Source organism: Microcoleus sp. PH2017_24_DOB_U_A, from assembly GCF_020738205.1.
In the GTDB taxonomy this organism is placed as follows: domain Bacteria; phylum Cyanobacteriota; class Cyanobacteriia; order Cyanobacteriales; family Microcoleaceae; genus Microcoleus.
In genome coordinates, this window is the sequence record NZ_JAEQCT010000043.1 from 1 (window position 1) to 16595 (window position 16595).

A 16595-nucleotide genomic window follows, 5' to 3' on the forward strand; every position below is an offset into this window, starting at 1 on the left:
GTACCGTTGCCGACTTTCGTAAGTCCCGACATTAAACAGATTGTTTGACCACCTCAACAGTTGCTCGACAATGGTTTTGTCGAGTCCTGTTAAATGCCACAGGTCTCTTTGTACTGCGTACATCTTTTTTTACCCTCCTTGATTTATTTTACTAGAATTGGTAAATATTTAACTGGCAGGATCAATCCTGCAATGCCCTTTCATCCCTGGACTTTTGTCGCAGGGTTTTCAGGGTATTTCTTATAATCTCGCTCATTTATAGCATACTAAATCAAAATTGCAAGGCCTATAGATATTTTTAAACTCTGGTATCTTTCGAGCTAAAAATATTAATGATTGCACGTTTTGATGCCTGTTTTGGGTACACTTTTATCTCGCCCTATTTCGATCGCATCTAGAAGTCACACTGCGAGTCAAGCCGGAGTATCTATCCAAAGAGAGAAAAAATGAAAATCTTTGATTCATAATTTTCTTTCCTGCCTGTTGCCCAATGTCTTAAACTGACTGTTCACAAGAAACAGAGCTGTTAATTAGAGGCAGAAGCGGCCCGGTTTGCTCTTGGCCGTTGACGGCTAGTTCGCTGTGGCAAAGGTAAAGCACGGAACAACGACTTAACAAATCTACCAGAATTCGCCGCAGTCGCTGTTGGTCGGCGGCCGTTTCGTCTTCGGTTCCCCAGGGACGCCCCAATTGCGATCGCACAAATAAGGGTGCACCAAACAAAGTCGCCGCACCGCCGCTCAGCCATAGGGGCGAACCGGCATCCAGCCAAAAGTGCCATTTGTGGGCGCGGCGGCTGCTGCGGTACTGGAAGATGTTGGCGAGGGTGACGGCTTGGGCTTCTGGGCCTTGGGAACGGACTGGAAACGGGTTGGCGGTGACGGTTCCTTGGCGCAACAACTGGATGAACCTGGCGATCGTTTCTGAGTCGCCCCCGTTTGTGGGTTCTACACGCTGCATTCGCGCGTGTATTTCCCAGTAGTGGGCGGCGGTTTCCATTAACTCTCGCAGGGCTGCTAGCCGATCGAACGGCAGATATCTGTCGTTGATGAGAAATTTCTGGATCGCTCGATCGATCAGCGCAATGGGACTGGGTAACAGCCGCTCCTGTTGTTGCGATCGCTGTTGTTCGATCCACTCTACAATTTGCTCGTAGGCCAAAGCTGCTCGGTGTCCCACTCTGTCCCACCGGGGAAAGGCTGTAATTTCCAGCAGTTGAGGTCGATCGAGATCGGGACAAAAACAGTGATCGGCAATTAAACCTGCTCTCACTTGGTCGATCGATTTTAGATTTTGGATTTTAGATTTTAGATTGAAAGTGGGGTTATCTTCTGCTGTTTCCGGCAATTCCCGGTGTTTCTGGCTGCCTAAAATTACTAGCATTTCGGCTACGGCGTCTCGATCGACTAAACGGCCTAGTCCAGGATAAACCAACGCTAGCAAAGTCAGCAAAGCTCGAATCTCTGGCGTAGTCGATAGGGGACGCTGATCGTTGAGGGATTCGGCCGCGATACCATCTCGGGCGAGAATTTCCGTTAAGCTGTAACGGGCGATCGCATCCATCCCAGGAGCAACTACGGCGATTTCCTGCGCTTCCACGGCTTTTGACTTCACCGCATCCACGATAATTTCGGCGGTTTCTCGCAGCAGTTGCGCCCGAGAAGTGGTTTCGAGCGATCGAACCGAGCCTGGTAAACTCAAGCCTAAAGGATAAAAACCCTCAGAATTCACTGCCAAACTTACGGCTAAATCCCCAATCTCTGAGGATAAACCGGCTTTTGCGTCCAAATTTTCCACGCTTCCGCAGCGGCTTTCGAGTCGGGCGAGGTATTCCGTGTCAGCCCCCAAACCCAAACGCACTCCTCCATCCCGATTGTAGGAAAAGGCCCCCGCTGCGCCTGTGTCGAGCATTCGATCGAACAAATGACCGCTGATGGCCGGATAATCGTCAACATCATCGGCGATGACAGCTTGATATCTAGAAGCCAACTGCTGCTGGTAAGTGACATTTGGCAACAAATAGCGCCAGTAGAGTTCGCAGACAATCCCGTAAGTCAGCAGCCCCCGCGTCAAGCACCATTCCCGCCACCTTTCGAGCAACTCTCCCATGCTAGTCCACAGGCTATTCGAGCCGTCACCAGCGGCAAATCCCTGTTGGAGAATGTGGGGAATTTCTTCTCTGGGCGTACCGCTGACAGCAGCAAGTTGTAATAAGTCTAGAGTTCGACGCACCATGCGATTTGGACTTACCCCTGTTTGTTGCAAAATCCCTTCGTCTAACTCGCGACGCCAGAGTCTGGCTGCAAGTTCCAATTCTGTTTCAGGTTGCAGCCGCAGGGGAAATTGAGCCTTCAAATCTAGCGACTGCAACAGCAGCGGCCAAAATAGCAATACTTCCTGCTCAAAAAAACCGAACGGTGTTGTGGAGTGAAAGGCATATTTTCCTTGGGTAGCTATGGCGATGCGATCGGCCAATTCCAACCGGTTGTCCCCATTAGCTGCTAAGACTAAGATTGCTGGGGCTGTTTGTCCCGCCCGCCAGCGCCCGGAACGCCCGCGGCTTGAAACGTTTGCGGGCAAAGGCTTGACTGTTTTGCTCCACAGGCAGAACTGCTCGACTAAGCGAGCGGTTTTGCCACTGCGGGCGCCTCCTACAATCCAAATAGAATCTGCGGAAACGGTTCCTAATTTATCTAAATTTGTTACCATAGTTACAGGTTTTCTAGGCAAATATTACAATTGCCTCGGGCAACCATTTTGTAAGGTGTGACCCTTACCGGACGTACTACTACGCCCTGTATTCCCTCAGCTTCATCGTTGGGAAATGCTTTTTTGACAATGTTAGCGCTGCCATTCACATCCGCATTGATCAGTCTGCCATCACCAGCACGAAACAAACCTCGCTTAATTCGCTTACCTTTGTACTCTGAATGCTTAACACAAGGTTCATTATCTAAAAAAGAACACTTTGAAGTGTAACTTTCTTCAATAACTTTCACAACTATTCCTACTAACTGCGCTTTGTAAGTTAGCATTTCAATAAACCTTGCATGAGGTATTGCTGCGAAATTCTGATTGTTCCGCTTTCCGAGATTTATTCCCTGTTTCCAATTCTCGTTTTTACCAATCACCAGTGTCCCGATTCGGTTAGCTGCCAGATGATTGATGATGAATCGACTAGCGTTGTGCAGGTAATTATCTACTTTTACATTCCGCTTGTGAGTTAATTGTTCAATTTTGATTGATGTTTGTCTCTCCCCCTTCAAGTCTGACTGCAACACAGCCTTTTTTTTGTGATAGTAGGCATTGATTGATTTGAGAGGTTTGCCATTTATTATCAGCGGAACAAACCCGTTTTGATTGGATGTAATTGTCGCTAAATTATTCAGACCAATATCAATTCCTGCTATTCCTTCAACACCTGATGATGAAACAGTTACAGCCTTGGGTTCATAAACTACCTCTATCGAGTAATGGTAAGTTTTTGGAACGATTCTGACTTGATTTACTTGGCTGACTTTAGTCGTTAGAAATATCTGAGTCAAAGACAGATTGATGATTCCTTTTTTGAGCCATTCTTGACTGATAGCTTGAGCGGTGTAAGTCAGGACATTTCTGCCTAATATTTTGTGTTTGTATCTGGGTATTTTGGGTCGGGCTTTGAATTTATCTGGATGTAACTTATATTCCTGGGTAGCTGCAAAAAAAGATTTCCAGCTTTCATGCAATCTCAATAATACTTGCTGAGATACTTTGGCTGGTAATGCTAGATAGTCAGTCTTTCCCTGACATATTTTCTGTATTTTGTAATAATCGAGGTATTCTCCCGAACTAATAAACTTTTGTCGGACTATATAGTTAGCGTAGTTGAAAATATTCTTAGAAAGAAAGCACAAATTATCTAGCTGCTTGTATAGCCAGTGGTTTTGATCGATAATGTGCTTTTCAACGAGCTGCATAGTTTTGCCGTATTTTTTGACTATACTATACTATACACGGCTATTAATGGCTATAAAGTCAATGAAGTTTTACCATACCGTGAGATTGCTAGGACTATCCCCAGCGCATACTTCCTGTAAAGCCGTCAAGCGAAGGACGGGGTTTCTACCCAAATTTTCGATGACTAATATCTGCTACTAACTAATGGACTCCAGCTATGAATACTTCTCTGTGGAACAGGTTTGTAAAATATCTCTACAGCGCTCACCAGTGGTATAGAGAAACGCCTGAAAGGGCACTAGAACAGGCCTATGATGCTGCGCTAGCAATTAAGGCGATCGAAGATGAGCATTTTGGCGGCCAAGGCATCTCCGAGCGATCGTCCGATTACGGACACAGCACCCTGTCTTACTTTAAATCCGAACTGCAAAAATACCTCAAGGTCATCCAAACGAGAATGGTTGAGTTTAATGCTAGCCGTTCTTTTTTGGAATTGCCCGATCGCGTGGGGGCAAAACCGCAGGCGGGTAACAGCGCCCCGCGCCACCAACAAGGATTGGGTTTAGAGAATAAAGATCGATCGTCCCTGGTATTCGAGAAGCTAGAGTTTATTGATGGAGTCATTGACAAGTATATTAATAATAGTAAATCAACGGCGATCGTCCCACTTGTCAGTTCAGTAAACGTGCAGGTGAAATCTACAAGCAGTTCTCAACTTGACGCCAATAAAGGATTAGCTAATCTCAATCAAACTCATGGGGAGGTTGATACTAGCTCTGAAGAGGTGAATTTATTACCCAGATCGCTTTTGGGAACTTTGAATCGAATCACTAAAGAGTTAGATCCCGAAGCAGAAAAAGACGTAGTTAGAAATTTCCGAAATTCTAAAGTAAAAACAGTTATTTCTCTAAGATTTATTTTGCTTTTGATTTTGGTTCCCCTGCTGACAAATCAAATTTCCAAAAACTTTGTAGTCGGGCCAGTAGTTGACCACTTTCGAGTCAAGCAAAATGCTCCCTTATTCATAAACGTTGACTTGGAAGAAGAAGCCTTAAAAGAACTGGAAACATTTGAGCAGCACCTCAAATTTGACACGTTAATTGGCATAGCGCCGCCACTTGCTCCAGAGGAAAAGGAAAAGAAGATTGCTGAAAAAGCATTTGAATTAGCGGAGGAATATCGCAAAGAAAGCGGTGGAGCCATTAAAAATATTTTTGCTGATTTGATTTCTGTGATTGCCTTTGCCGCGATTCTCATCACTAACAAGAAAGAGATTGAGGTTTTAAAATCTTTCATGGATGATGTGGTTTATGGACTCAGCGACAGTGCAAAGGCTTTTGTAATTATTTTGTTTACCGATGTGTTTGTGGGATTCCACTCGCCGCACGGTTGGGAAATAATTCTCGAAGGTTTATCGAGGCACTTGGGACTGCCAGAAAATAGGCAGTTTATCTTTCTGTTTATTGCCACGTTTCCGGTGATCTTGGATACGGTATTTAAGTATTGGATATTCCGTTATTTAAACCGGAGTTCGCCTTCGGCGGTTGCTACTTACAAGAATATGAACGAGTAATCTGCTCATATCTAATTTTTTTGTTAAATAACCCTTATTAGGTTCGTAGTGAGGACTTCAGTCCTCAAAAAATATCAGGACTGAAGTCCTCACTACAAACCTATTATTCCGTTTGTAGTGAGGACTTCAGTCCTCAAAAAATATAATCCGCTAATTCCAACGCTTCTTGCGTTGTCGCTGGTTCGCCACCGCCTCCACCAGTCCCAATCCGAGAAAATTACTCAGCAGCGACGCATTCCCGTAACTAAGGAAAGGTAGCGGAATTCCTGTAACCGGGGCTAAGCCGATGTTCATCCCAATATTTACGAATACCTGAAAAATTAACATTGACAGTACGCCGATCGCCAGCAAGGAACCAAAATTGTCGTTTGCAGTTTGTGCGATCGTCACCAAGCGGAAACAAATGATCCAGAACACCAACAGCACTGCAATGCAGCCAATAAAGCCCAATTCTTCGCCGATCGCAGAAAAGATAAAGTCCGTATGCTGTTCGGGAATAAAGTTAAGCTGAGTTTGGGTTCCGTGAAACAAACCTCTGCCTTTGAGTTCCCCGGCCCCGATCGCAATCCGAGATTGAATCAAGTGATATCCGCTGCCTAAAGGGTCTTTCTCGGGGTTCAAAAACCCTGTCAGGCGCATTTTTTGATAATCCTTCAGCACGCCCCAAAATACGTGTCCGACGTGTCCCGACACCACATTCACCAACACAGCACCGAAAGTCCCCAGCCAAGGCCAAGGTAGGCTTCGCCAAGCAATAATACCCGCCACGACTACCCAGGCTACCCAAATCGGTGTGGACACGTTATTGAGGAGAACTGAGAAGAGAGGAGAGAACAACAATATTAACCATCCGGGATTGACATTTCCCCAGTAAAACATCCCCATTGTGATCGCGCCAAACACCAGCGAAGTACCTAAATTTGGTTCAGCAAAGATCAATCCCCAGGGCACAGCCATAATCGCCAGCATTCTCAACATATCGCGCACCGTAGGGACAGTCTTCTCGTGCAGGAGGGCTGCTAAGGTGATAATCATCCCTACTTTGGCAAATTCTGAGGGTTGCAGGTAGAAGCCGCCGATATTGATCCACCGCTGGGCACCGAGCCCTGTAGTACCAATAAACCGCACTGCAATCAGGGACAAATTAATGAATATGTAAATCGGCCATTTCCACTCAATCAGTATTTGGTAGCGACAGCGGGAAATGATGATGGCGAGGAACAAACCGACTCCGCCAGTTACCCAGTGCCGCCACCAGTCGATCGAGCCCTGGTTGATTTCGACGCTGCGGATCATGATTCCGCCGAAGATGGTGAGGCTGATGCAAGCGGCAAACAGCCAAGGATCTGCTTCTTCCCAGGGTTTGAAGATCGATGTCCAGCGGTTTCTGACTTGTATTCTTTGGAACATGAGGATTTTAGATTTTAGATTTTAGATTTTAGATTATCGAGCCGATTTTCGGAAGTTGTGGATATATAGCAGTTGACAGTTGACAGTTGACAGTTGACAGTTGACAGCAATCAAACCGTTTATGCTGTGGGTTCTCGTCTCCATTCATGGAAGTCATTTATGCCCTCACGCCATGTGGCGGTTGCTATATTTTGGATGCTGAGCCTGCACTGTAACTTTAGAAGATTTGGTGTCAGTACGTCACTTTATTCGGCGAGTTGTACGGAGGTTCCGGGCAGTCTGCAACTGGCCGAGGTGCGCAGTGTGCACAAATCTGTAGGGTGCGCAGTGTGCACAAATCTTGTAGGGTGCGCAGTGCGCACCTTACGCGGATTTAGCTCGCTCCGCAAGTCCTAGAATCGGTCAAGTCGGCTCGTAAAGGTACTCAAAACCGTTACCGTCGGGGTCTCTGCCGTAAAAAGACGCTGTACCGTCGCGGTGTTCGTGAATCTGGGTGACGGAAACACCTTCAGTTTTGAGTTGTTCGTAGGCGGATTCCATTTCGGTGCGATCGTCAAATACAAACCCAAAATGCGGCCCTGCTTGGTCGTAAGTCGGACTCAACAGCGCCAGTCCATCATCTCCTGCTTTTAAATAAGCCCAGTCTGCATCTTTCCAAACTAACTCCATTCCCAATTTGCTGTAGAACTCAGCAGCTTTCTCTATGTCTTGCACGCAGACGGCTACGTGTCCCAATCGTTTTAGTTTCATGTCTAGAAATTTTATTGTTGTGCTTTACTTTATTGTATCTTTTTTCCTTTGTTTCTCAGTTAATTAGGGATTTTTTCGGGATTTTTGGTAGCGGCAAACTGTACTTTTTCTACTTGTTTGCTGGCGTCCATTTCGCTGAACAGTTGAATGGCGCGATCGAAGTTTTCTTGGGCTTTCTCGATGTTGCCGAGTTTTTGTTCTGTCAGTGCGAGCTGATAGCAAGCTTCGGCTCGGTCTAATTTAGCGCTGGGCAGATCGAGTATTTCTATTGCTTCTGCATGGTGCTGCATGGCTTGGTCAAATTCTCCTCGTTCTCGGTACAGGGCAGCTATACCGCTAAGAGCTTTGGCTTTGACGGTGCTGTAAAGGTTTTCGTCGGCCTGGGCGATCGCCTGACTGTACAAGCTCAAAGCTTTTTCTGGATCTCCGAGGTTTTTATAGGTGGTGGCTAGAAACACTAACTTGTATCCCGTACCCACTAACTGGCTCTCTTCGCGATCGGCATATAGTTTGTCGGCGAGTTCCTTGGCAGCTTTTTTGACTCCCACACAGGAGTTGAGAAAAGCTAACCCGACCTCGATCGAATAACTGTTAATCCCGATAATCCCGATTTCCTCCCGCGAATTTTTCATTTTGACAAATATCTCCAGAGCTGGTTCTAATTCCAGCATTTCTATTTTGCAAAACCCTATATTGATTGCAGCGTTAAGTTTCCAAAATTCTAGATTAGCTTTTGGGCCGTTTTCCGGTTCGCTATTTTTTGCTATATTTTGCAGACATTTAGTGGCTTTTCTTTCGGATATTTGGTGACATTCTATGGCTTGATTGATGTCGCCCAATATTCTGTAAGAAACGCCTAAAATACTGTAAAGACCGCTCAAATAATAGTCAGAAGTCACATTGTTGACGATGCGAGTAGTTGCTGAAATTATTGGCTGCAAGAAACCTAGTTTATAGAGCGCTCGTCCGAGTTTGTAATCTTTGGCAAACTGGATATTGATTTTTTTGAGGATGACGCTAGCGGCCTGCTCGAAACAGCTAATTGCCACGTAATGATAGTAAGCTTCAAAAGCTTTCAGCGCATCTTCTACGGTTTCAATAATCTCGACGCTATCCGTCCAAAACTCGGCTGCTTTGCGGTTGGCGGTGTCCCAGTCTGCGGGCGAAAGCCGATCGACTGCTTCTTCCCGAATTGCTGGATGCACCCAGTATTCGCCTTTTTGGGACTCGACTAGCGATCGGTGCAACAGCGATTTAATGATTTGTCTGCGTCCGGCTTCGGGCACGTCCCACAGCAGGCACAAAAGTGCATCACTAGGGACTGTCGGCACGTCTTGATAGCGGTAACAGCCCAAGCGGCAAAGGAGTTGATAGGCTTCGGGATCGAGTTCTTGCAGGCGGTTGAATTGACTGGTAACTAAATTTTTTAAGTCGGTTTCCACCAGCGGATCGTCGCTGTTTTCCAGCCAGTAGGCTGCCATATCTCCGTCAAAATCTTCTCGGATTGTCCCCCAAAGAATGCCCATGGCTTTGGCATTACCGCCGTAAACTTTGTGCATTTCCTGGAGTGCGACAGGATCTATTTTGATGTTGCGATCGCCAAAATACTGCTGCCAAGTTTCCACGTCCAATCCCGGAAGCAGGTAGTGTTCGACGGTTACGTCAGAATCGCAAAGTCGATCGCGACTGGTAATCAGCGTTACCGACTGCACCGCCGCGTCAGCCAAAACTCGCAAGAGTTCGACGTAAAGCCGGTGCGGTTCAATAAATTTACCTTGTCCGTCGAGGGCTGCTTCCAAATTGTCAATCAATACGCCGACTTTGAGAGTCTGAAGTTGCCGCTTCAGCCGCCCGAGGGTGACACCAAAGTCTGGCCCTGGTTCTTCTTGGAAGTCTTGCTTGAGCCATTCTTCGATCGCACTCTCTAAGGCTGTGAGGTTTTCTGTCTCTTTTGCCATCAGCAGTTCAATTACGCGATCGAACCCTTGAGATTTCAGGTACTGTCTGGCTAAAGTCGTTTTGCCCATACCGCCGGCACTTTGGATCACAATCACTTTAGCGCCTTGGGCGACCAGAGTATTCAGATCCTCGATCGCCTCAAACCTGCCCAAAAAGTTCGGATTTTCGATTTCCAAGTCCGAATCTAGCCCCAGGGACGATCGGGGCGGAACAATTTGCCCCGACTGCGGTTCTAGTTTCGAGTAGCTGCGCCAATATCGATCTATTACCGCTTGCAGGTTATCTCTTTTAACTTTTTCACCTTCTCCAAACAAAGCTGAAAGGCGCTTCCACAAATTAGAGGCAGCATCCTTAACAGTCCCTACTCCATATCCTTCACTCTCTGCAACCTGTTGGTACGTCCTGCCTTGCACCCCCATCCATGCTTCGCGAAAGATCGCGCTGTCAAGGTTGTCGAGAGTTTTCAGGTTTCGAGCCACAAGTAACGAGTTAGTAAAATCCAGTGCTTGATCCGCTTCCATTGAGTCACCAGGTTTAGCGTTACCTATTATCAAACAACTCTAACAGACTTTTTCCGACTCGCTTACGGGCTCAAACAGCCGACTTATAAGGACTTTTGCCGACTGACACAGCCATGGTTGACCTGCGAGACTGTTGAGTGTGGAGGGGAAGTTGACCGACAAGCTTCTGACATCCGCACCAATCAAGTCGAACTTACATTCAGGAGCCAGCAGCTATGTCTATTAACACTGATGAAAAGGCGATCGTCGATGAAGCAATTCGCCCTCAAGAATGCGGCCGGGTGCGCTTTCAAAGCACTTGGTGGCCTGCAAAATGCGATCGAGACATAACTTTTCACCCCGGGGATGTGGTTCGAGTTGTGGGAATTGACAACATTACCCTGATTGTCACAGCCTAGCTTTGACAGTTGACAGTTGACAGTTGACAGTTGACAGCAAGAGGGCGACCTCTACCTGGAAATTGGTAACGAGTCGAGCAATCAGTTTTTCGCATCTCAAACTTCAGCCAAACTTATAATCAGGAGCCAGCAATCATGACTTTTGACAATTCCGAAAAAGCGATCGTCGATGAAGCAATTCGCCCTCAAGAGTCCGGCCGCGTGCGCTTCCAAAACAGTTGGTGGCCTGCAAAATGCGAGCAAGAGATGACTTTTCAACCGGGTGACGTGGTTCGCGTCATCGGAATTGACAACATTACTCTGATTGTGGCAGCCTAGCTGCCGATCGAGCCAGTGAATCGAGTCCTACAAGTTTTTACCTCTCAAGAATCCGACGAATCTGCACTCAGGAGTCCTAAAGTTATGAGTCTCAACCATTTGAAAAAAGCCGTCGTAGAAGAAGAAATCCGTCCAGGCGAGTCCGGTCGCGTCCGATTCCAGAGCACTTGGTGGCCTGCGAAGTGCGATCGACAAATAACTTTGAAACCCGGTGCTGTGGTTCGTGTCCTGGCACTTGAGAACGTGACTCTGATCGTTGAAGCGTAGTTGGGAATTAAGGATTTACCGAGTCTGGTTATAAGTTTATCGCCTTTGAAGGTTACGAAAAATTTGAAATTGGGAGCCAAAAATATGACTGTTAGCTATTTGGAAAAAGCGATCGTAGATGAAGAAATTCGACCCAATCAGCCCGGTCGCGTCAGCTTCCAAAACAGTTGGTGGCCTGCGAAGTGCGACGATCTACAAATAACTTTGAAACCCGGTGCTGTGGTTCGAGTCCTGAGACTTGAAAACATTACTCTAATAGTTGAAGCTTAGTTCGGAAAAACTCTGAGGTGGGGAGTAGTCAGTTGATTTTAGATTTTAGATTTTAGATTTTAGATTTACACTCTCATTAAATCTGAGAGTTTGAAAGTCAGTCTAAAATCAGGGATCTGCCAGACTCAAGTTGAGGATTTGTATCGGTTTGTAGAAGGCAGAATTTAACTTCCCGCTTGCAATTGTTGGGATAAGAAATCTGACCATTTAATCAAACTTAAAAAGCGCGAGCTTTTCGCATCCAAAAGTCAAACATAACCTATCTTCAGGAGCCATCCACCATGTCTACTAACTATGTCGAAGAAGCAAGCTTTATTGAAGAAGAAGGAATCTTAGCCTTCGCTGATCAGGAAAAAGTGGGCAGTGTTAATCAAGCAAAATCAGCCGTCTCCGGTGCGGAAAAGTCCAGCACCGATGTAGCAGAAGAGACGGCGGTCGGTGAGGAAAAACCCGCTGTCGGCGATGCAGAAACAGTCCATACTCATCTAGCGCCAAAAGATATCGCCCCAGACCAAAAAGCGATCGTCGAAGAAGAAATTCGTCCGGGAGAATCTGGTCGCGTCCGTTTCCAAAGCAGTTGGTGGCCTGCAACATCTGACCAAGAAATTACTTTTAAACCCGGAGAAGCGGTTCGAGTCATCGCCATTGACAATGTGACTCTGATTGTTGAAGGGTAATTGCAAAGCATCTTCCGATTTTAGATTTTGGATTTTAGATTTTAGATTGGAGGATTTGGGGATTGGGAGATTGATGAATGGTTTATTAATTGGTAAATACCTCGGAAACTGTTCGCCTTCAAAACAATTCCAACCAATTTTTAGGAGTAGCAATCATGTTTTTTGACTATTTTGAAGAAGCAATCGTTGCAGAAGAAATTCGACCGGGTGAATGCGGCCGCGTCCGCTTTCAATGTAGTTGGTGGCCCGCTAAGTGCGATAAAGGCATAACTTTTAAACCCGGGGAACTGGTTTATGTGGTAGGAATTGACAAGATTACTTTATTGGTGGAGGGTATAGCTTGAAATGCGGGAATTTGCGATCGCGCTGCCGCCTAGGCGGATCTCTCTTCAAATCTCTTCAAAAGCGCGATCGAACTTCTCACCTCTGTTAATTGCAATATTCTAGAGTTTAACCTCAACAACTACTCACCGCTGACAGTCTTGTCGGCGGTTTTTTTTCAGTAGGAAGACGGTACCGTGCCTATTGGTGAAAACTTAAGCCTGAAAGCCTTGATAAATCTCGTTTTTACCTGAGTCCAGATCCCCCTCGCATCCCCCGCATCGTTGCGGGGACTTTGAGACAACTCCTGTCCCCCCCGACTATCCGGGGGGCTAGACAGGGTTAATTAAAGGTACGTAGTTGCGCTTCAGCGCTCTTTCCTAATATTATAAAGAGCGCTTTCATCGCAACTACGTACCTAATTTGTATGACGACAATAAATTTGATGTTAAGTTGACACTCCGAAAGGCTCTTGGAGTGTCCCTAATTACCCACAGCCTATGTATCATGCTGAGTGAAACGAAGCATCTCCCTCGATGCTTCGCCCAAGTGCGTTTAGGACTTTTCATAACGAACTAGAAGATGCCAGAGAAAAATATCCGGATCGTCATGCTGGATCATCTCTTTAAACATCGAAACAAAAGGCTCATAGTCCAAAATCTCCATCTGCAAACAAAGTTGTTTTAATCCCGCTTCTTTAAAGATGCGATTCAAACGCAAGGGAGTGTAATAAATCTGGGGATCTTGCCACTCAGCATCCCAAACTTTATTGCCGTAGACATCGATAAATCCTTCTGTAACGCAGTGAGCGTGTTTGCGACTAAAATAGGCAATTTCCAAGAAGCATAAGGTAGTTGGAAAATATCCGTATATCTTGCCACCGGGCTTGAGAACTTTACCAAATTCCCGAATCATCTGGCGGTTGGTTTTATCCTCACTGGAAACCACAGAATTTGCGAGGAGGACGCAATCAAATTTATCGTTCCACTCCGGTTTTTGTTCGATGATTCGCGTGGAGTCTACTTCCTCAAACACAATTTGCTGGTTGTTGAGTCGGGCATCTCCATCTGCTTTTTCCCAATCTGTGCGTGCTTTTTCAATCGCTGTTTTGGAAAAATCGGTACAGTAGATTTGTCCAATTTGGGGGCAAAATTCTAGTAAGGTTTTCTGAAGATAAATTTCCGAGCCACAACCGGGAATTAGGACTTTGATGTCAGGCGAGTTGGGAATATCATAGCCGGGAGAACGCTCTGGACGGATTAAGTTTTTGCAGATTTTGGGGTCTTGGGTGATACTGAAAGCGTTGTTGGTATAATCTTCGTGGTGTTTATCCCAGATTTCTTTCTCTTCTTCAAGTGATTTCGAGCCAAGGCCATGAGAAGAGGGGATTAGCCATTTGTAATCATTTGTATCGGTCATAATTTTCAACTCCAAAATGTTCAGTACAAGTTAAATCTGCGTGTCAATCACTCACCACCAAGCTGCCGTTTTCCATCACATACGTGACATCCGCACGCAAGGCATTAGCCATGCGGTGGGTGATGAAAATCACCGTGCGTTCTTTGGTAATGCGCTCGATGGTGGTGAGGATTTTGGCTTCCGTGGCGGGGTCGAGGGCTGATGTGGCTTCATCCAGAATCAGAATTGCTGGATTTCTTACCAACGCTCTCGCCAGGGCGATTCTTTGGCGTTGTCCCCCTGATAACTGTCCGCCCCTGTCACCAACAGGTGTGTCGTAGCCTTGGGGTAAGGACAAAATAAATTCGTGAATCTCGGTGGCTTTGGCTGCGGCTTCGACTTGTTCGTCAGTGGCTTGTAGATAGCCCATGCGGATGTTTTCTCGCACCGAGCAATTAAACAGAATTACATCCTGAGAAACCAGTGCAATTTGAGAACGGAGGGAGCGTACTGTGGCATGACGTAAATCAATGCCATCAAACAGAATGCGTCCTTTATCTGGATCGTAAAATCGCGTTAGCAAGTTGACAATTGTACTTTTGCCTGCTCCACTTTGACCGACAAATACCACAAAGTCTCCTTGGCGAATCTTCAGGGAGAGATTTTTAACTCCACCTCTATCTTGGGAATAGCTAAAGGTAACATCGTCAAAGTAAAGATCGCTGTAAAAGTGAGGTAAATCAATCGCACCCGGTGCATCCTGAATCGCCGGAGTTTCTGATAAGATATCGCTGATGCGTTGCAGCCCTGCCACTCCATCAATAAATGCCGGTATTGACGAAGTTAAGCCGAGGATATTGAGATTCAATCCTAGCATTAAAACTTGAAATGAGGTAAGAGTTCCTACAGAAATTGTATTCCTGTAGGTCATGACTGCACCAATACTTAAAACCACCAACTGCGTCATGACAAAACCAATCATGGGGACTTTCTGCACTAAGTAGGAGAGAAAGGTTGCCCGGACATAAACCTGTTTTAAGTCATTCAAATCGGTGGAAAAATCCTCAGTCATTTGGTTCTCCAGCCCGAATATCTTGACAACGGTTTGCGAGAGGATATTCTCTTCGATAACGCTGGCAATCTGTCCTTCTTTTTGCAGCAACTTATAGCCGACTTCGGTGGCAAGGCTGGCAATTTTTGCTGGAGCAATGGTACAGATAGTTAAACCGATTAAACTGAGCAGGGCTAATTGCCAGTTGAGGAGGAAGAGGAAAACCATAGAAAATAGGAAGTTAGACAGTTCTAAAACAACGACTGTCAGCCCCATTGTAATTACGCCATTTTCCACCTTTTGGACATCGGCGATCAGACAATTGACAATATCCCCGGCTGAACGTCGCCCAAAAAACTCCATTGAAAGGCTTTGGAGATGCTCGAATAGAGAGTATCGGATATTGTTAGTGATTAAAATGCCCAAACGCGCTCCGAGGAAAATTCCTAGCAAGCCGATGCAAGCATATAGAATTGCTCCGACAACTAGCAATGACAGGATTAGAACCAGAAGACTATAGTTTTGGGGAACGATGGCGGCATCGATGATAAATTTTAAGCTGGCTCGGAAGACTGAATCAAATGCTGCGTCGCATATCAGGCAGATAAAGAGTAAAATGAATTGCCATTTGTAGGAGGCAATGTATTTGTTGAGGGTTTTAAAGAACCAAATCAGTTCCATGAGTTATGGGAGATTGAATAAATTTAATCATTTGCCGAGACTTAATTATTAGGCAAGCTCGTCATCTATAAATAGAAAAAAGTAATTCAGCGATTGCTGCCTCAACCGCAGCTTCTTCTGTTTGCAAAACTCGTACACTATCGAAATAGGTTGTCTTCGTTATAGATGGATGATGTTTGAAGGAGCGATCGCCTTTCAGCTAGAGGGAGTACAAGCAGCTATCCTGGAACTTGTTGCGCTTTGCAAATATGTGGAAGGGTTCAAAGTACGATCGCCCTTTCTCTCCTCAAAAAGATGTCAAGCCTTAGTAACAGAGTAAACCAGCGTGTAAATACACCCCTCCGAGTCGTTTTTCATCACATAGGTATTCACTGTTGGTTTCATAAACTTCCGACGCATCTCATCCTCTTGTTTTTCATAGTCGGGTGCGTCAGCAGGAATTTCAGCCACTGCTGCGTTTAAAGCTGCTCGTTGCTTCTTCTTTGCTTCAGGCGTGTCTTCCTGGAGAGCAACTTCTTCTGAAACGACTAACTCTCCGAGAAAGTCATCACTACTTATCATGTCCCACTCCCAAAGAGTGAGCTTAATTTCGTTGTCAAAATTAAAAGATATATCTGTTTTTATCTCCTGTTCTTTGGAGATATCGACATATTTTTCGTCTGCCGGAAATACTTTTTTATCCCCGCGCTTAATGTACAACTGATCGGGCAACATTTGTCCAATAGAAGTAAGAACGCCCGTCAAACCTTCCGCTTGTTTTAAGACGTTTTGCACGCCTAGCAAAGCTTCGCCGACTGTAAAAAATCCCCCGGCAACTTGACCGCCTGGTAAAAGTTTTGCTACAGATGATGCTTGCTCTACATAACCGCCAATGTCTTGTAACAAACCGCTATCAACTCCAGAACTTGGAATTTCGCACCGAACAGTGTGAAGTGTAAATGTTGCCGTCATAGGTGGTTGATCTCCCTCTAAAGTAAAACGATGTAGAAAGGAGAACCAATGTCTCTGTTCTACACCTATAAGACGATTCCAGAGGTCAATTTCTGAATTTTTCGAGTTAGA

15 protein-coding genes and 1 pseudogene are annotated in these 16595 nt (G+C 45.7%); 7 read left to right on the plus strand and 9 right to left on the minus strand.

Annotation, left to right across the window (positions count from 1 at the left end):
• The 3 genes and pseudogenes from JGK07_RS33180 to JGK07_RS12585 form a co-directional block, all read right to left on the minus strand.
• A pseudogene (locus tag JGK07_RS33180) lies at positions 1-123 on the minus strand (RNA-guided endonuclease TnpB family protein); the annotation flags it as partial.
• A 372-nt stretch (positions 124-495) separates the two neighbouring features.
• Entirely contained in the window at positions 496-2709 is a 2214-nt protein-coding gene (locus tag JGK07_RS12580; RefSeq protein WP_293176857.1) for a recombinase family protein, read from the minus strand.
• A gap of 2 nt (positions 2710-2711) precedes the next feature.
• The gene (locus tag JGK07_RS12585) at positions 2712-3959 is read right to left on the minus strand and encodes a transposase (RefSeq protein ID WP_293176855.1); all 1248 of its coding nucleotides are present in this window, start codon (positions 3957-3959) and stop codon (positions 2712-2714) included.
• Positions 3960-4156: 197 nt separating this feature from the next.
• Between JGK07_RS12585 and JGK07_RS12590 the strand changes: the two genes are divergently transcribed.
• The gene (locus JGK07_RS12590) at positions 4157-5512 is read left to right on the plus strand and encodes a proton extrusion protein PcxA (protein ID WP_293176853.1); all 1356 of its coding nucleotides are present in this window, start codon (positions 4157-4159) and stop codon (positions 5510-5512) included.
• Between the two features lie 150 nt (positions 5513-5662).
• Here JGK07_RS12590 and rodA read toward each other — a convergent pair whose 3' ends face one another.
• From rodA to JGK07_RS12605, 3 genes are all read right to left on the minus strand, one after another.
• Complete coding sequence (gene rodA / locus JGK07_RS12595; protein WP_293176851.1) at positions 5663-6922, minus strand: rod shape-determining protein RodA; 1260 nt, start codon at positions 6920-6922, stop codon at positions 5663-5665.
• 402 nt (positions 6923-7324) lie between these two features.
• Positions 7325-7672: a VOC family protein gene (locus tag JGK07_RS12600; protein WP_293176849.1), complete on the minus strand. Its 348-nt coding sequence runs from the start codon at positions 7670-7672 to the stop codon at positions 7325-7327.
• A gap of 59 nt (positions 7673-7731) precedes the next feature.
• Positions 7732-10152, minus strand: coding sequence for a tetratricopeptide repeat protein (locus tag JGK07_RS12605; RefSeq protein WP_293241915.1), 2421 nt, complete (start codon positions 10150-10152; stop codon positions 7732-7734).
• Between the two features lie 215 nt (positions 10153-10367).
• On the opposite strand from JGK07_RS12605, the gene JGK07_RS12610 reads away from it, so the two are divergent.
• The 6 genes from JGK07_RS12610 (at position 10368) to JGK07_RS12635 (ending at position 12426) form a co-directional block, all read left to right on the plus strand.
• The gene (locus JGK07_RS12610) at positions 10368-10550 is read left to right on the plus strand and encodes an NfeD family protein (RefSeq protein WP_293176845.1); all 183 of its coding nucleotides are present in this window, start codon (positions 10368-10370) and stop codon (positions 10548-10550) included.
• A gap of 135 nt (positions 10551-10685) precedes the next feature.
• Positions 10686-10868 (plus strand): NfeD family protein, encoded by a 183-nt coding sequence (locus tag JGK07_RS12615; protein WP_293144766.1) that lies wholly within the window; start codon positions 10686-10688, stop codon positions 10866-10868.
• Positions 10869-10883: 15 nt separating this feature from the next.
• Positions 10884-11135 (plus strand): NfeD family protein, encoded by a 252-nt coding sequence (locus JGK07_RS12620; RefSeq protein WP_293176843.1) that lies wholly within the window; start codon positions 10884-10886, stop codon positions 11133-11135.
• 84 nt (positions 11136-11219) lie between these two features.
• The gene (locus tag JGK07_RS12625; protein ID WP_293176841.1) at positions 11220-11405 is read left to right on the plus strand and encodes an NfeD family protein; all 186 of its coding nucleotides are present in this window, start codon (positions 11220-11222) and stop codon (positions 11403-11405) included.
• A 281-nt stretch (positions 11406-11686) separates the two neighbouring features.
• Positions 11687-12082 carry an NfeD family protein gene (locus JGK07_RS12630; RefSeq protein ID WP_293205717.1) on the plus strand — a complete coding sequence of 132 codons (396 nt, stop codon included), beginning with the start codon at positions 11687-11689 and terminating at the stop codon, positions 12080-12082.
• Positions 12083-12237: 155 nt separating this feature from the next.
• Positions 12238-12426 carry an NfeD family protein gene (locus JGK07_RS12635; RefSeq protein WP_293176837.1) on the plus strand — a complete coding sequence of 63 codons (189 nt, stop codon included), beginning with the start codon at positions 12238-12240 and terminating at the stop codon, positions 12424-12426.
• 532 nt (positions 12427-12958) lie between these two features.
• On the opposite strand, the gene JGK07_RS12640 is transcribed toward JGK07_RS12635, so the two are convergent.
• The 3 genes from JGK07_RS12640 to JGK07_RS12650 form a co-directional block, all read right to left on the minus strand.
• Positions 12959-13822: a class I SAM-dependent methyltransferase gene (locus JGK07_RS12640; protein ID WP_293190058.1), complete on the minus strand. Its 864-nt coding sequence runs from the start codon at positions 13820-13822 to the stop codon at positions 12959-12961.
• A 43-nt stretch (positions 13823-13865) separates the two neighbouring features.
• On the minus strand, positions 13866-15533 hold the full coding sequence (locus JGK07_RS12645; protein WP_293190060.1) for an ABC transporter ATP-binding protein: 1668 nt from the start codon (positions 15531-15533) through the stop codon (positions 13866-13868).
• A gap of 297 nt (positions 15534-15830) precedes the next feature.
• Positions 15831-16484 (minus strand): hypothetical protein, encoded by a 654-nt coding sequence (locus JGK07_RS12650; RefSeq protein ID WP_293226152.1) that lies wholly within the window; start codon positions 16482-16484, stop codon positions 15831-15833.
• Between the last annotated feature and the right edge of the window lie 111 nt (positions 16485-16595).

What these genes read in the sequence shown, in the direction of transcription:
- JGK07_RS12580 (WP_293176857.1), bottom strand. Translation starts at nt 2,709, where the DNA reads ATGGTAACAAATTTAGATAAATTAGGAACCGTTTCCGCAGATTCTATT.
- JGK07_RS12585 (WP_293176855.1), bottom strand. Translation starts at nt 3,959, where the DNA reads ATGCAGCTCGTTGAAAAGCACATTATCGATCAAAACCACTGGCTATAC.
- JGK07_RS12590 (WP_293176853.1), top strand. Translation starts at nt 4,157, where the DNA reads ATGAATACTTCTCTGTGGAACAGGTTTGTAAAATATCTCTACAGCGCT.
- rodA (WP_293176851.1), bottom strand. Translation starts at nt 6,922, where the DNA reads ATGTTCCAAAGAATACAAGTCAGAAACCGCTGGACATCGATCTTCAAA.
- JGK07_RS12600 (WP_293176849.1), bottom strand. Translation starts at nt 7,672, where the DNA reads ATGAAACTAAAACGATTGGGACACGTAGCCGTCTGCGTGCAAGACATA.
- JGK07_RS12605 (WP_293241915.1), bottom strand. Translation starts at nt 10,152, where the DNA reads ATGGAAGCGGATCAAGCACTGGATTTTACTAACTCGTTACTTGTGGCT.
- JGK07_RS12610 (WP_293176845.1), top strand. Translation starts at nt 10,368, where the DNA reads ATGTCTATTAACACTGATGAAAAGGCGATCGTCGATGAAGCAATTCGC.
- JGK07_RS12615 (WP_293144766.1), top strand. Translation starts at nt 10,686, where the DNA reads ATGACTTTTGACAATTCCGAAAAAGCGATCGTCGATGAAGCAATTCGC.
- JGK07_RS12625 (WP_293176841.1), top strand. Translation starts at nt 11,220, where the DNA reads ATGACTGTTAGCTATTTGGAAAAAGCGATCGTAGATGAAGAAATTCGA.
- JGK07_RS12630 (WP_293205717.1), top strand. Translation starts at nt 11,687, where the DNA reads ATGTCTACTAACTATGTCGAAGAAGCAAGCTTTATTGAAGAAGAAGGA.
- JGK07_RS12635 (WP_293176837.1), top strand. Translation starts at nt 12,238, where the DNA reads ATGTTTTTTGACTATTTTGAAGAAGCAATCGTTGCAGAAGAAATTCGA.
- JGK07_RS12640 (WP_293190058.1), bottom strand. Translation starts at nt 13,822, where the DNA reads ATGACCGATACAAATGATTACAAATGGCTAATCCCCTCTTCTCATGGC.
- JGK07_RS12645 (WP_293190060.1), bottom strand. Translation starts at nt 15,533, where the DNA reads ATGGAACTGATTTGGTTCTTTAAAACCCTCAACAAATACATTGCCTCC.
- JGK07_RS12650 (WP_293226152.1), bottom strand. Translation starts at nt 16,484, where the DNA reads ATGACGGCAACATTTACACTTCACACTGTTCGGTGCGAAATTCCAAGT.